This window comes from Stenotrophomonas sp. Steno-Z1, assembly GCF_056393175.1.
In genome coordinates this window covers 158,217-170,925 of record NZ_JBWJPB010000007.1, presented here as the reverse complement: position 1 = coordinate 170,925, position 12,709 = coordinate 158,217, and the positions used below count along the sequence as shown (strand labels likewise).

Below are 12,709 nucleotides of genomic sequence, written 5' to 3'. Positions count from 1 at the left end.
GATGCTCGTGCAACACGGCGGATGGATGCTGCACCCACAGGAACTCTCTTCTTCGCAGATTGGCGCGGTGCTGGCACAGGCCTGGGGCGTGCGCGCCACCTCGGTGGTGCAGCGCCCGGCCGGTGCCGACGCCGGCGCCACGGTCTACCAGGTGGGCGCGCACGACGGCGCCCGGTACTGGCTGAAATGTCGCCGCTACGCGGTGGAAGACACGGTGTGGCAGGTATTGCAGCACCTGCGCGGGCCGCTGGGCCTGGTGGAAGTCACCGCGCCGCAGCCCGCGCTGGATGGCGCCGCGGCGGTGCGTGCCGATGGCCTGCAATGGACCCTGTTCGCCTATATCGAAGGCCAGTCCGGCTTCGAGGCCGCGCTGTCGCAGGCGCAGTGGCGCCGTCTGGGCGAGGTGCTGCGCCAGGTGCACGAGGCGCGGCTGCCGCCCGCGCTGGCCGCCGGGTTGGCGCAACCGGGCTTCGATGACGACACCGCCGTGGAGCGGGTTGGCGCGTGGTTGCGCCGCGGCGATGCGCGCTGGCCGGTGCCCGATGCGCTGGCCGCCCAATACCTGGCCAGCTGGCGCCAGCACCGGCCGCGCATCGCCGAGGTCTGGCAGCGCTGCGTGGCGCTGCGCGAACGCCTGGTCCGGCAGCCGCTGCGGCGGGTGCTGTGCCATGGCGACCTGCACGCGGGCAACCTGCTGCTGCGTGCGGACGGGGGGTTGAGCCTGATCGATTGGGATGACATGTTGCTGGCCCCGCGCGAGCGCGACCTGATGCTGGTCGGCGCCGCCGTGGGAGGGCGCTGGGGGCGCGAGGATCCGCCGGGCTTCGGCGACGGTTACGGTCCGGTGGCGGTCGAGCCGGCGCGGCTGGCCTACTACCGGCATTGGCGGATCCTGCAGGACGTGCAGGAGTTCCATGACCTGCTGCTCGAACCCGGCGCGGCCTCCCGCCCGCCCACCCAGCGCCGCCAGGCGCTGCGCTACATGGACGAGCAGTTCGCGCCGGGCAACGTGGTCGACAGCGCCGCACGCAGTTGGGCAGCCGCGGTCGACTGAACGAGGAGGGCCACGAATGGCGTGGCGCGCTGCCGCTTGCGCCGCCGGCCGGGCCGGCTCACTCGCCCGGCTTGGCCGCGGCGGAGGCGGCCTGCGAGGCCGCGCGGCGCGACAGCACCGCCTCGCGATGGGCGATGTAGGCGTTGGCGGCGAGGATGATGCCGGCGCCGATCACCGTCCAGCGATCCAGCCGTTCGCCGAACAGCAGCCAGCCCAGCGCCGCCACCAGCGGCAGCTGCATGAAGCTGATCGGGGTCAACGCGGACACATCGCCCAGGCGCAGTGCGCGGGTCCACAGCAGTTGGCCGACGGTGCCGAACAGGCCGGTCGCCGCCAGCCACAGCCAGGCCATGCCCGCCGGCCAGACCCAGACGAACAGGGCCGGCACCAGCGACAGCGGCACCCAGAACACATAGGTGTACAGCACCACCGCATCGGCGCTGTCCACGCGGGTCAGCTGCTTGATCTGGATCGCCACCAGTGAACTGAGCACCGCGGCCAGCACCGCCACCAGGATGCCGGGGGTGAAGCTGTCCGAGCCGGGGCGCACGATGATCAACACCCCGATGAACCCGACCACCACCGCCGCCCAGCGCCGGGCGCGCACGGTTTCACCCAGCCACAGCACCGCGGCAATGGTCACGAACAAGGGCGTGGAATAGGACAGCGAGATCGCCTGCGACATCGGCAGGTGGCCGATCGCCCAGAACGCGCACAGCATCGAGGCCAGCCCGATCGCGCTGCGCAGCAGGTAGCGCGGCAACTGCTGCGTGCGCAGAGAGGCCCGGCCCGGGCGCAGCAGCATCGGCAGCAGCGCCAGCAGCCCGAAGGCGTTGCGGAAGAACGCCACCTCCTGGGTGGGGACCGAGCGGGTGGCGTAGCGGATCGCCACCGCCATCAACCCGAACGCCATCGTGCTGCCAAGCATCAGCAGTGCCGCACGCATCGGGGGTGGGGCGGGCAGGGTGAGTGGCGGGGTCACCACTGCGCGCCGATCAGGCGCGGCTCCGGCTCAATCGGCACGCCGAATTTCTCCAGCACCGAGGCCGATATCTGCCGCGCCAGCGCCAGCAGCTGCGCGCCGGTGGCCGCGCCATGGTTGACCAGCACCAGGGCATGCTGCGGCGACACCCCGGCATCGCCGTCACGGTAGCCCTTCCAGCCGCAGGCCTCGATCATCCAGGCCGCCGACAGTTTGCGGCGGTCGTCCTGGTCGGCCGGGTACACCGGCAGGTCGGGGAAGTGCTGCAGCAGCACCTCCACCTGTTCCAGCGGCAGGATCGGGTTCTTGAAGAAGCTGCCGGCATTGCCCAGCACGTCAGGGTCGGGCAGCTTGCGCCGGCGGATGTTGATCACCGCGTTGGCCACGTCCGCGGCGACCGGCAGCTCCACGCCCATCGCCTGCATTTCTCCGTCGATCCCGGCATATCCCAGGCGCAGCGCGTGCAGCAGCGGCAGGCGCAGTTCGATGGCGCTGATCAGGTAGCGGTCCGGGAACTGCTTGAACACGCTGTCGCGGTAGCCGAACCGGCAGGCATCCGCGTCCATCCGCACCCAGGCTGCCGCCTCGCGGTCCCACGCTTCCACGGCCTGGATGAACTCGTCCACCTGCACGCCGTACGCGCCGATGTTCTGGATCGGGGCGGCGCCGGCAGTGCCGGGGATCAGCGCGAGGTTTTCCAGCCCGGACAGCCCGTTCTGCAGCGACCACATCACCAGTCCATGCCAGTTCACGCCGGCACCGGCGCGCACGATGGTGTGGTCGGCGCGGTGTTCCAGGATGTCGATGCTGCGGTTGGCGAACACCAGTACGGTGCCCTCCACGTCGCCGGCCAGCAGCACGTTGCTGCCGCTGCCGAGCACCAGCAGCGGCCGGTCCGCCACCTGGGGCAGGGCCAGCACGTCCGGCAGCAGGGTCACATCGTCCAGTTCCAGCAACTGCGCGGCGCTGGCCTCGACGTGGAAGGTGTTCAGCGCCTTCAGCGAGGCGTTTTCAGTCAGGGTCCAGGCAGGCATCGCATTACTCATAGGGGGGCGACCGCGCCACGGCTGGGTGCTTCGCGGCGACGGCGGATGGCCTCCACGCAGTCCTGCACCAGGGCCGGGCCACGGAAGATCAGGCCGCTGTAGCACTGCACCAGCGCGGCACCGGCGGACATCTTGGCCACGGCATCGGCACCGGACAGGATGCCGCCGACGCCGATCAGCGGCATCGATTCGGGCAGGCGTGCGCGCAGGCGGCGCAGCACCAGGGTTGATTGGCCCAGCAGCGGCGCGCCGGACAGGCCGCCGGCCTCCTGCGCGCGCGGGTCGCCCGCCACGGCGCTGCGGTCGATGGTGGTGTTGGTGGCGATCACCCCGTCCACCTTCAGCTCGCTGAGCACGCGGGCGGCGGCGTCGATGTCGCGGTCGCTCAGGTCCGGCGCCACCTTGACCAGCATCGGCACGCGCTTGCCATGCCGCGCGGCCAATGTTTCCTGGCTGTCCCGCAGCTGCGAGATCAGCTGGCGCAGCGCGTTCTCTTCCTGCAGTTCGCGCAGGCCGGCGGTGTTGGGCGAGGAGATGTTGACGGTGATGTAGTCGGCCAGCGGGTAGACCTTCTGCAGGCAGTGCTGGTAGTCGTCGAACGCCTGCTCGTTGGGGGTGTCCTTGTTCTTGCCGATGTTGATGCCGAGCAGCCCGGTGCGGCGCTTGGCGCGTTCGACGTTGCGCACGAGCGCATCCACGCCGAGGTTGTTGAACCCCATGCGGTTGATGATGGCCTGGTGCGCCGGCAGCCGGAACAGGCGCGGTGTGGGGTTGCCCGCCTGCGGGCGCGGGGTGATGGTGCCGATCTCGACGAAGCCGAAGCCCAGCGCCAGCAGCGCGTCGATGTGCTCGCCATTCTTGTCCAGCCCGGCGGCCAGGCCGACCGGATTGGGGAACGCCAGGCCGAAGGCCTGGGTGGGCAGCGGCGCGATGCGGCCGGCGAGCAACGGCGTGGTGCCGGTGCGGTAGGCCAGCTCCAGGCCGCTCAGGCCAAGGCCGTGGGCACGCTCGGCATCGAAGGCGAACAGGAAGGGACGGGCAAGCGAGTACATGGCGTTCTATCAGTCCAGCGTGCCGATGGAGGCACGGGTGTGGTATTCGAAGGCGACCTGGCCGTCCACCGCATGGGCGTCGAACAGCTGCTGCAGCGCCTCCAGCATCGGCGCGTGGCGCGGGTGGCCGGCCTGGGGCGCGTAGGAGGACGACAGCAGGCGGCCGCGCAGGCCATCCAGGTCCATCCGCTGCACGTTGGGGAAGCTGGCCATTCCGCGCAGGCCGGGGCCGAACCAGGCACGCATGGCGTCATCGTCCTGGTAGCGCTCGGCGACCTGGGTGTAATCGGTGCCGAACTCCAGCAGCAACTGTTCGTAGCCGACCAGGAACGGCGAGGCATCGAGCAGCCGCGAGTTCCAGAACACCAGCGCCAGGCCGCCCGGGTGCAGGATGCGCGCCCATTCGGCGCGTACCGCGGTGGTGTCGAACCAGTGGAAGGCCTGCGCGGCCGCCACCAGGCCGACGCTGTGGTCGGCCAGCGTGGTCGCTTCGGCGGTGCCGTCGACCAGTTTCAGGCGCAGGTAGTCCGGCGCCAGCCACTGTTCGGCGGCCGCGCGCATGGCTGCATTGGGCTCCACCGCGATCACCGGGTGGCCGCTGGCCAGGAACAGGCGGGTGGAGATGCCGGTGCCGGCACCGATATCGGCGACCAGGGTCTCGGTCGGCACGCCGATATCACGGTGCAGCCAGTCCAGCAGCGCCGGCGGGTAATCGGGGCGGTAGCGGACGTAGTCGGCGACGCGACTGCTGAAGCGTTCCGTCGAATCCGATGCGCTCATGCCGACCTCACGAATGGGATGCGGCAAACAGGGCCAGTCCACCGAAGAACAACAGGAAGCCCATCACCACCAGGATGCTGCCGATCACCGCCACCCAGCCCAGGATCAGGCCGGCCAGGGCCAGTCCGTCGCCTTCCAGCGCCTGCGGCTGGCGACGGATGTCGGCGCGCGCCATGTGCCCGGTGATGATCGCCACCAGGCTGCCGATGAACGGCAGTACCGTCCAGCCGACGATGCCCATGACCAGGCTGACCACGGCCAGCGCGCTGGTTTGTCGAAGTGGCTGGTTCATCCGGTTCCTCCAAGGCAATGTGCCCATGATAGTGCCTGTGGCCGGTTTATCCCATCGACGGCAAGGCCCAGGCGTTGGCGGCGGCCGCTCAGTGCGAGCGGAGCAGCAGGGCGTCCAGCAGCACCTGGCCCGGCGCCTTCAGCGCTGGAATCACCCGGAACACCATCACCGCGGCCACCACCATCAGGACGATCAAGCCGATCCAGCCCAGCGTCAGCCCGGCCAGGGCGAACGCATCGGTGTCCATCGGCGCGTGGCGCCGCCGGATCTGCGCCCGTGCCCGGTGGCTGGTGATGATCGCGACCCACTGCCCGACGACGGGCAGGACCACGCAGTCGAGCAGGCCGACTATCAGGCTGACCCTGGCCAGGGTATTGCCGAGGGGTGGGGGCTGGGACATCGACATCCTCCGTGATGGCGATGCGGTGCATGGCGGAGCGGGAGGCTCAGCCCATGAGGACCTGGCCGCCATCCACGTTCAAGGTGTGGCCGGTGATCCAGCGTGCCAGCGGCGAGCACAGGAACAACGCGGCATCGGCGATCTCCTGCGGCTGCCCGAAGCGGCCGAACGGAATCTTGGCCAGGGTGCCGTGGTACAGCGTTGGGTCCTGCTCGCGGCGGCGTGCCCACAGGCCGTCCTCGAACTCGATCGAGCCTGGGGCGATGGCATTGACGCGGATGCGCTGCGGGGCCAGCGCCAGCGCCTGCGAGGTGGTGTAGTGCATCAAGGCGGCCTTGGCCGCCGCATAGGGCGCCGCGCCGGGGCGCGGTTGCTGGGCCGCGATCGAGGCCAGGTTGAGGATGCAGGCGTCGCTGGACTGCTGCAGCCAGGGCAGGGCCAGACGCGAGGCCCGCACGGCCGCCATCAGGTCGACGCCAAGGCTGGCCTCCCAGCCGGCCTCGTCATCGGCCATGCCGTAGCCGGTGGCGTTGTTGACCAGCACGTCGATGCCACCGAGCGCGCCGGCGGCATCGGCCAGCCAGCGGCCGATGTCGTCCAGCACCGCCAGGTCCGCCGACGTGGTATGCACGTCCAGGCCCAGTGCCTGCGCATCGGTACGCAGCGCGGCGAGCCCTTGCTCACCGCGTGCGCAGACCGAGACGCGGGCGCCCGCCGCAGCGAACGCCAGCGCCATCGCGCGGCCGATGCCCTTGCTGCCACCGGCCACCAGTACCCGGCGGCCGCTGAAATCCAGGCAGGGGCCGCTCACAGGTCGAACTTGATGCCCTGGGCCAGCGGCAGCGAATCGGAGTAGTTGATGGTGTTGGTCTGGCGGCGCATGTAGACCTTCCAGGCATCCGAGCCGGACTCACGACCACCGCCGGTGTCCTTTTCGCCACCGAACGCACCGCCGATCTCCGCACCCGAGGTGCCGATGTTGACGTTGGCGATGCCGCAATCCGAGCCGGCCGCCGACAGGAAGCGCTCGGCGGTCTTCAGGTTGGTGGTGAAGATCGAGGACGACAGGCCCTGCGGCACGCCGTTCTGCATGTCGATGGCCTCATCCAGCGTGCTGTACTTCATCACGTACAGGATCGGCGCGAAGGTTTCGTGCTGCACCACTTCGTCGCTGTTCTTCAGCCCGGTGACGATCGCCGGCAGCACGAAATTGCCGGCGCGGTCGATGCGGGTGCCGCCGGTTTCCACGGTGCCGCCGCTGGCCTTGGCCTTCTCGATGGAGGCCAGGAACTGCTGCACGGCGCCGTCGCTGTTGAGCGGGCCCATCAGGTTGGCCGGGTCGGTCGGATCGCCGATCTTGCCTTCCACCTGCTTGTACGCCTTGATCAGCGTGGCCAGCACGTCGTCATGGATGGATTCGTGCACGATCAGGCGGCGCGTGGTGGTGCAGCGCTGGCCGGCGGTGCCGACCGCACCGAACACGATGCCCGGGATGGCCAGCTTCAGGTCGGCCGTTTCATCCAGGATGATCGCGTTGTTGCCGCCCAGTTCCAGCAGGCAGCGGCCCAGGCGATGGGCGACCTTCTCGGCGACCTGGCGGCCGACCTGGGTCGAGCCGGTGAAGCTGATCAGCGGCACGCGCTTGTCGGCCACCATCTTCTGCGACAGCTCGGTGCCGGCATCGTTGATGAGGAAGAACAGGTCCGGGAAGCCGCCGTTGCGCAGCGCTTCGTTGCAGATGCGCATCGAGGCGATGGCGGTGAGCGGGGTCTTGTTGGACGGCTTCCACAGGCAGATGTCGCCGCAGATCGTGGCCAGGAACGCGTTCCACGCCCACACCGCGACCGGGAAGTTGAACGCACTGATGATGCCGACCAGGCCCAGCGGCTGGTACTGCTCGTACATGCGGTGGCCCGGACGCTCCGAATGCATGGTGTAGCCGTACAGCATGCGGCTCTGGCCCACGGCGAAGTCGGCGATGTCGATCATCTCCTGCACTTCACCGTCGCCCTCAGGCTTGCTCTTGCCCATTTCCAGCGCGACCAGCGAACCCAGCGCATCCTTGTTGGCGCGCAGCGCTTCGCCGCACAGGCGCACGGCTTCGCCACGGCGCGGGGCCGGGGTGGTGCGCCACACGTGGAAGGCTTCCTGGGCGCGCGCGATGATGGTTTCGTAATCGGCGTCGGTGGTGGCGTGCACGGTGGCGATCGCTTCACCGGTGGTCGGGTTGACCGGGGTGATCACACCGGCGCTGGTGGCGGTGGACCACTCGCCGTTGCCCAGATAGGTGCCAGCGTTGGTCGCGTCCAGGCCAAGGGCCTTGAGCAGCTCAGAGGACATGCAAACTCCTGTTGCGTATCAAAAAAGGGCGCAGCCGCTGGCAGGGTGGGGGGCGGCATGCAGAACGCCGATTCTACCCGGTCGACGCAGGCGATGCCTGGCTGCTCCCGGCGCGGACGCCCTCGCCCCAACAGGTAGAGCCGGGCCATGCCCGGCTGCTCTTCCCCTGCAACCGGATAGAATGTCGCCCATTGTTCGCCCCAAGGAATCTGAATGAACGTTACCGTTGCGGAAGGCGTGGTTGTCGGCAATCGACTGCCGTTCGTGCTGTTTGGCGGCCTGAACGTGCTCGAAGACCTCGATTCGACCCTGCACGCGGCCGAACACTTCACCACGGTCACCGCCAAGCTCGGCATCCCGTACGTATTCAAGGCGTCGTTCGACAAGGCCAACCGGTCCTCGATCAAGTCTTTCCGTGGCGTCGGCCTGGAGGAGGGGCTGCGCATCTTCGAGGAGGTCAAGCGTCGTTTCGGCGTGCCGGTGATCACCGACGTGCACGAAGTGGCCCAGGCCGCGCCGGTCGCCGAGGTGGTCGACGTACTGCAGATCCCGGCCTTCCTGGCGCGCCAGACCGACCTGGTCGAGGCGATCGCGCGCACGGGCCGCGCGGTCAACATCAAGAAGCCGCAGTTCCTCAGCCCCACCCAGATCAAGCACATCGTGTCCAAGATCCGCGAGGCGGGCAACGAGAACATCATCCTGTGCGAGCGCGGTGCGCAGTTCGGCTACGACAATCTCGTGGTGGACATGCTGGGCTTCCGCGAAATGATCGAATCCACCGGCGGCCTGCCGGCGATCTTCGACGTCACCCACAGCCTGCAGCGTCGTGACGCCGGCAGCGATGCCTCCGGTGGCCGCCGCCGCCAGGTGGCGGAACTGGCCCGTTCCGGCATGGCGCTTGGCCTGGCCGGCCTGTTCCTGGAAGCCCACCGCGATCCGGACCACGCCCGTTGCGACGGCCCCAGCGCGCTGCCGCTGGCCGCGCTGGAGCCGTTCCTGGTGCAGATCAAGGCGCTCGACGAGCTGGTCAAGGGCTTCCCGGAACTGGACATCCGCTGACCCGGCGGACCCGCGCGCTGCGGCGGTGGCCTTGGTCCCGCCGCTGAATGTGGGTATCCTTCACGGCTGCACCGCGCATCGCGCCGGTGCAGCCAGCGGCCGGGCGGATCTCGCCCCGCACCGCACTTGGCCCCGTAGCTCAGCTGGATAGAGCGTCTCCCTCCTAAGGAGAAGGTCGCCCGTTCGAATCGGGCCGGGGTCACCATCATTCCTGCAGCGTCAATCCCGCCGCTCGGCTGCCAGCCCACACGGGCCAGGCCGGGGTGCCTGTCGCCGCGTTCAGGCCCCCCGATTCGCTGCTAGCCCTGCCGCTCTTGCCGCAGCAGTCCATCAAACCGCGCCCGGCTGATCGCCTGCCGCGTCTTGCAGCCCGGGCAGGTGATGGCCACCCCGCCGGGGATGAGTTGCAAACCGTTGTCGCCGCTGGCGGTGAAGTGGCGCTTGCATGCAACGCAGGCGGCAGCCACCGAGCTGAGCCACGATGCGCGCGCGTCGCGCGCTTCGGTGGGGACGTTGACTTCAATCAGTTCGAAAACGCCTGTGCAGGTCATGGGTATCGATGTCCGTCAGTGTCGCCAGGGCGGGGCGGGTGGCGACGCAGTGCGCCAGGCCCCTTGGCTGGATATCGGCGGCGGTGGCCGGAACCTGAGCCCGGCAGGGGAGTAGCGCAGTCCCGGCTGGCCGCCGCGAGGGACGCAGCGGCCAGGTAGTCCAGAAGGCTCGCCGAGCCGGATGGGCTCATGCCGCCTTCGCAGGTTTCCCGTCGCCGCCCTTCGCGATGAGGGTCAGCTTGTCATCGGTGGCCTTCTCCTCCTGCAGCGTGGCCAGCAGATGCGGCAGCGCGTCCTTGTAGCCGAGCTGCTTGGCCAACGCCGCGATGGTGCCGTAGGACGCGATTTCGTAATGCTCCACCTTCTGCGCGCCGCCGATCAGGGCCGAATCCCGTACCGGACCCTCCTCGATGCTCTCGATGGCCTCCTTGCCTTCCTCGACCAGGCCTTCCATCGCTGCACACTTGATGCGCTTGAGCCGGATGCCGAGCAGCTCGACCACCGCGTCGATGCGCTCGACCTGGCCCTGGGTTTCCTCCAGGTGCAGCTCAAATGCGGCTTTCAGGGCCGGGTTGGTTGCGGCGCGGGCCAGCCGCGGCAGCGCCTTGGTCAACTGCTTTTCCGCACTGTAGATGTCGGAGAGCTCGTGGATGAAGAGATCTTCCATCGTCTTGATTGCCATGTGTCTGCACCGGGGTGTGTTGGAGAGTGCAGGCTAGGCGCATGGTTGTTACTTGAACGGGGGGTTCCTGTGAGGCTCGTCTAGACATGTCCTCGATGGATGCCGGTTGCTGCGCAGTGGGACCTCGCGTGGTGTGGCGGCGGTGCATACAGGGTGAGGGTGGCGTCGCAGGCAAGCCCCTTCCATATGACGCGGCGCGAATGCTCGCGTCGATACCCTCTACACGGCCGTGGTGGATCCTCCGGCCGCCCGCGTTCGACGGCGTTTGCGCCCGACCCAGGTCACCCAACCCGGTTCGAACGTCGCATGCGCTGGCCGGCGCCGGCCAGGTGCATGGTGATCGCCAGCCGGGTAATCTTGAACATCGCCAGGACGCGATGCCAGGAGACGGGGATGGAGTTTCGACAGATGACCACGTGGCCGGCCAAGGCCAGGGACGCAACGAAGCTGAAATCGGGGTGGCGGTTTGATCTGAGCCAGGGTGTCTGGTGGCTCGATCTGTGCCAGATGGAAGAGTTCCTGAAGCAGCGTTTGTCGGGGCAGAGCTTCGGCGCCGCTGTCGACGTTTTCATATTCGGATTCGAGATGTACGACGCGGTCGATGGCACTGCCATCGGCTCGTCCGGCGCCGTGCCGGCCGATTTTTCGCGTTACACGCCCAAGCTGCGGCAACTCCTTTCGGTCGGCCAGTTGGACTGGCACGACGTGCGCTTCCTTGATGCAAACGCTCAACTGGTCGCCTACAAGGCGGCCCTGCTGCGCGCGGTCGACAACTGGTACGCGCGCAAGCGTCGCCCGCGCGACTTCGACGTCGAGGCATTTCGCGCGTACCTGCTGGACAGCCTCGCCGGGCTTACGACCGCGCAGTGCGCGGTGGACCTGTCGCTGCTGGACCTGTCCTTGCCCGAATGGGATGAGGACGGTCGGTTCATCTACAAGAATCTCTCGGCCCACGACGTGCTGGAGTGAGCCGGTACGCGCTGCCCATGGTGCCTCAGCGCGGCGGAGCAGGCAGCGTCGCCTCCAGGTGCCTGGCAAAGAACCGCGCCATCACCCGGTACGCCTGCTGGCTCTCCGGGAGCTTGGCATCCAGGTGGAAGGCATGGCCCAGGCCCTCCCACACATGCAGGTCCGATTCGCGCCCCAGGTCCACCAGCCGGCCGTGCATGTAGGCCACGTTGCTCAGCTCGGCGGCGCGGGTGGCGGTGATGAACAGGGTGGGCGGAAACTGCGCCAGCAGCGGCTCGGAGAATATCGGGGACACCAGCGGATCGCGGAAGTCGACATCGCCGTAATACAGGTCCTCCATGATCGGCAGGCTGCCGTCGGCATGTGGCAGCAGCGCGTCGTTGAGCGCGGCCATCACGTAGCGGGAATCACCGCCGTAACGGGCATCGCCGCCCGCGCAGAAGAGCCCGGCGGCGCCCGGCATCGGCAGTTTTTCCTTGGCGAACCAGGCCAGCGATTCACCGGTGAGCACGCCCCCGGCGGAGCAGCCGAACAGGCCGATGTGCCTGGCTGGCATCTGCTCGAGGGCGGCGCGGTACACGCTGGCCACGTCTTCGCTGGCGGCGGGGAAGCGGTGCTCCGGGCCTTGCCGATACTCCACCGCCACGACGGTCATGCCAGTCATCGCCGCTACCGGGATCGCCTCAAGCAGGCCCAGGCTGTCGGCGCGGCCGAACACGAAGGCACCGCCATGCAGTTCGATCAGCAGGCGCCGCTGCGTCGGATCGGCCGGGGCACTGCGCGGTTGCACGCGCACCACGGGTACACCGTTCCAGGTTTCGTTGTGCAGCTCCACCGGGTAGCGCTTGCGCAGTTCGGCGATCTCGGCATACGCCCACTGGTCGGCGCCCGTGCGGATTGCCCCCAGCTGCGCGCGCACGGCGGTGTTGTCCAGCTTGGCGGTGGGATCGCCGTGGATCACGCCATTGCGCACGCTGGCCTGTGCTTCCGGGCTGAGGAAGGGCGAGATCGGCAGCGGAAAGGTGGGCACCTGGCGCGTGCCGTCGGCGGCGGGTGGGGTTGCCTGCGCGAGCGCGTTGCCGCCTGCAACCAGACCAAGGACCAGCAGTGATATCCGTATCGACCTACCCATGGGCGGATCCAGCAGTAATGGAGGAGGTCGCACAGGATAGCCGCATGCTGCGCGCGCCGCGCGCCAGCGCGTGGCGTCCTCGCGGGCTCGTGACGGCAGGCGGTGGATGCTGCAGGACGATACCCCGAAGGAGACCACTGAATGCACCACGATGCCATGCAGGAAACGGTCGCGCAGCGTCCGCTGTGCGCGCAGACACCCACGCCCGAGGTGCCGGTGCCACCGCCGGCACCGGTCGAAGAACCGGTGCGCGAAGACCCGCCCGCGCAGGAGCCGCCGACCGAGGTTCCGCCCGAGCGGGACCCGTCGCCGTCGACGCCGCCCATGGAAGATCCACCGCCGCCCGGCCATGCGCCGCACTGAGCGGCGA

15 protein-coding genes and 1 tRNA gene are annotated in these 12,709 nt (G+C 68.8%); 5 read left to right on the top strand and 11 right to left on the bottom strand.

Translation table 11 applies throughout. The features are described from left to right. Nucleotides 1–25 precede the first annotated feature (25 nt). Nucleotides 26–1,054, top strand: coding sequence for a phosphotransferase enzyme family protein (locus tag AC06FD_RS16750; RefSeq protein WP_259208536.1), 1,029 nt, complete (start codon nucleotides 26–28; stop codon nucleotides 1,052–1,054). A 58-nt stretch (nucleotides 1,055–1,112) separates the two neighbouring features. Here AC06FD_RS16750 and AC06FD_RS16745 read toward each other — a convergent pair whose 3' ends face one another. From AC06FD_RS16745 to amaB, 8 genes are all read right to left on the bottom strand, one after another. Further along, a complete protein-coding gene (locus AC06FD_RS16745) occupies nucleotides 1,113–2,000 on the bottom strand; it encodes a DMT family transporter (protein WP_394163765.1) in 888 nt (295 codons plus the stop codon). Nucleotides 2,001–2,032: 32 nt separating this feature from the next. Beyond that, nucleotides 2,033–3,082: a UDP-N-acetylmuramate dehydrogenase gene (gene murB / locus AC06FD_RS16740; RefSeq protein ID WP_478078393.1), complete on the bottom strand. Its 1,050-nt coding sequence runs from the start codon at nucleotides 3,080–3,082 to the stop codon at nucleotides 2,033–2,035. Continuing rightward, a complete protein-coding gene (locus AC06FD_RS16735; protein WP_259208541.1) occupies nucleotides 3,079–4,134 on the bottom strand; it encodes a quinone-dependent dihydroorotate dehydrogenase in 1,056 nt (351 codons plus the stop codon). The genes murB and AC06FD_RS16735 overlap by 4 nt, the downstream gene beginning before the upstream one ends. A 9-nt stretch (nucleotides 4,135–4,143) precedes the next feature. After that, complete coding sequence (locus tag AC06FD_RS16730; protein WP_478078392.1) at nucleotides 4,144–4,914, bottom strand: class I SAM-dependent methyltransferase; 771 nt, start codon at nucleotides 4,912–4,914, stop codon at nucleotides 4,144–4,146. A gap of 7 nt (nucleotides 4,915–4,921) precedes the next feature. Continuing rightward, entirely contained in the window at nucleotides 4,922–5,206 is a 285-nt protein-coding gene (locus tag AC06FD_RS16725) for a DUF4190 domain-containing protein (protein ID WP_478078391.1), read from the bottom strand. An 88-nt stretch (nucleotides 5,207–5,294) separates the two neighbouring features. Continuing rightward, a complete protein-coding gene (locus AC06FD_RS16720; RefSeq protein ID WP_478078390.1) occupies nucleotides 5,295–5,606 on the bottom strand; it encodes a DUF4190 domain-containing protein in 312 nt (103 codons plus the stop codon). Between the two features lie 46 nt (nucleotides 5,607–5,652). Then, on the bottom strand, nucleotides 5,653–6,417 hold the full coding sequence (locus AC06FD_RS16715) for an SDR family NAD(P)-dependent oxidoreductase (RefSeq protein WP_478078389.1): 765 nt from the start codon (nucleotides 6,415–6,417) through the stop codon (nucleotides 5,653–5,655). Continuing rightward, nucleotides 6,414–7,946 carry an L-piperidine-6-carboxylate dehydrogenase gene (amaB, locus tag AC06FD_RS16710; RefSeq protein ID WP_259208550.1) on the bottom strand — a complete coding sequence of 511 codons (1,533 nt, stop codon included), beginning with the start codon at nucleotides 7,944–7,946 and terminating at the stop codon, nucleotides 6,414–6,416. Before amaB ends, AC06FD_RS16715 begins: the two co-directional genes overlap by 4 nt. 213 nt (nucleotides 7,947–8,159) lie before the next feature. On the opposite strand from amaB, the gene kdsA reads away from it, so the two are divergent. Both kdsA and AC06FD_RS16700 read left to right on the top strand, forming a co-directional pair. Continuing rightward, nucleotides 8,160–9,005 carry a 3-deoxy-8-phosphooctulonate synthase gene (gene kdsA / locus AC06FD_RS16705; protein ID WP_259208551.1) on the top strand — a complete coding sequence of 282 codons (846 nt, stop codon included), beginning with the start codon at nucleotides 8,160–8,162 and terminating at the stop codon, nucleotides 9,003–9,005. Nucleotides 9,006–9,133: 128 nt separating this feature from the next. Next, nucleotides 9,134–9,210: transfer RNA gene (locus tag AC06FD_RS16700), tRNA-Arg, on the top strand. Between the two features lie 94 nt (nucleotides 9,211–9,304). Here AC06FD_RS16700 and AC06FD_RS16695 read toward each other — a convergent pair. After that, the gene (locus AC06FD_RS16695; protein ID WP_259208553.1) at nucleotides 9,305–9,556 is read right to left on the bottom strand and encodes a hypothetical protein; all 252 of its coding nucleotides are present in this window, start codon (nucleotides 9,554–9,556) and stop codon (nucleotides 9,305–9,307) included. A gap of 187 nt (nucleotides 9,557–9,743) precedes the next feature. Continuing rightward, nucleotides 9,744–10,238, bottom strand: a complete 495-nt coding sequence (locus tag AC06FD_RS16690) for a YciE/YciF ferroxidase family protein (RefSeq protein WP_449335476.1) — start codon at nucleotides 10,236–10,238, stop codon at nucleotides 9,744–9,746. Between the two features lie 393 nt (nucleotides 10,239–10,631). Between AC06FD_RS16690 and AC06FD_RS16685 the strand changes: the two genes are divergently transcribed. Next, complete coding sequence (locus AC06FD_RS16685) at nucleotides 10,632–11,207, top strand: hypothetical protein (RefSeq protein ID WP_478078388.1); 576 nt, start codon at nucleotides 10,632–10,634, stop codon at nucleotides 11,205–11,207. Between the two features lie 25 nt (nucleotides 11,208–11,232). Here the strand turns inward: AC06FD_RS16685 and AC06FD_RS16680 are convergent, their stop codons facing one another. Then, nucleotides 11,233–12,339, bottom strand: a complete 1,107-nt coding sequence (locus AC06FD_RS16680; protein WP_478078387.1) for an alpha/beta hydrolase — start codon at nucleotides 12,337–12,339, stop codon at nucleotides 11,233–11,235. 141 nt (nucleotides 12,340–12,480) lie between these two features. Here AC06FD_RS16680 and AC06FD_RS16675 point away from each other — a divergent pair, with 141 nt between their 5' ends. Further along, entirely contained in the window at nucleotides 12,481–12,702 is a 222-nt protein-coding gene (locus AC06FD_RS16675; protein ID WP_449335479.1) for a hypothetical protein, read from the top strand. Nucleotides 12,703–12,709 lie beyond the last annotated feature (7 nt).

Excerpts from the sequence above, each read along its gene's own strand:
- AC06FD_RS16750 (WP_259208536.1), top strand. The coding sequence starts at position 26 with ATGCTGCACCCACAGGAACTCTCTTCTTCGCAGATTGGCGCGGTGCTG.
- AC06FD_RS16745 (WP_394163765.1), bottom strand. The coding sequence starts at position 2,000 with ATGCGTGCGGCACTGCTGATGCTTGGCAGCACGATGGCGTTCGGGTTG.
- murB (WP_478078393.1), bottom strand. The coding sequence starts at position 3,082 with ATGAGTAATGCGATGCCTGCCTGGACCCTGACTGAAAACGCCTCGCTG.
- AC06FD_RS16735 (WP_259208541.1), bottom strand. The coding sequence starts at position 4,134 with ATGTACTCGCTTGCCCGTCCCTTCCTGTTCGCCTTCGATGCCGAGCGT.
- AC06FD_RS16730 (WP_478078392.1), bottom strand. The coding sequence starts at position 4,914 with ATGAGCGCATCGGATTCGACGGAACGCTTCAGCAGTCGCGTCGCCGAC.
- AC06FD_RS16725 (WP_478078391.1), bottom strand. The coding sequence starts at position 5,206 with ATGAACCAGCCACTTCGACAAACCAGCGCGCTGGCCGTGGTCAGCCTG.
- AC06FD_RS16720 (WP_478078390.1), bottom strand. The coding sequence starts at position 5,606 with ATGTCCCAGCCCCCACCCCTCGGCAATACCCTGGCCAGGGTCAGCCTG.
- amaB (WP_259208550.1), bottom strand. The coding sequence starts at position 7,946 with ATGTCCTCTGAGCTGCTCAAGGCCCTTGGCCTGGACGCGACCAACGCT.
- kdsA (WP_259208551.1), top strand. The coding sequence starts at position 8,160 with ATGAACGTTACCGTTGCGGAAGGCGTGGTTGTCGGCAATCGACTGCCG.
- AC06FD_RS16695 (WP_259208553.1), bottom strand. The coding sequence starts at position 9,556 with ATGACCTGCACAGGCGTTTTCGAACTGATTGAAGTCAACGTCCCCACC.
- AC06FD_RS16690 (WP_449335476.1), bottom strand. The coding sequence starts at position 10,238 with ATGGCAATCAAGACGATGGAAGATCTCTTCATCCACGAGCTCTCCGAC.
- AC06FD_RS16685 (WP_478078388.1), top strand. The coding sequence starts at position 10,632 with ATGGAGTTTCGACAGATGACCACGTGGCCGGCCAAGGCCAGGGACGCA.
- AC06FD_RS16680 (WP_478078387.1), bottom strand. The coding sequence starts at position 12,339 with ATGGGTAGGTCGATACGGATATCACTGCTGGTCCTTGGTCTGGTTGCA.
- AC06FD_RS16675 (WP_449335479.1), top strand. The coding sequence starts at position 12,481 with ATGCACCACGATGCCATGCAGGAAACGGTCGCGCAGCGTCCGCTGTGC.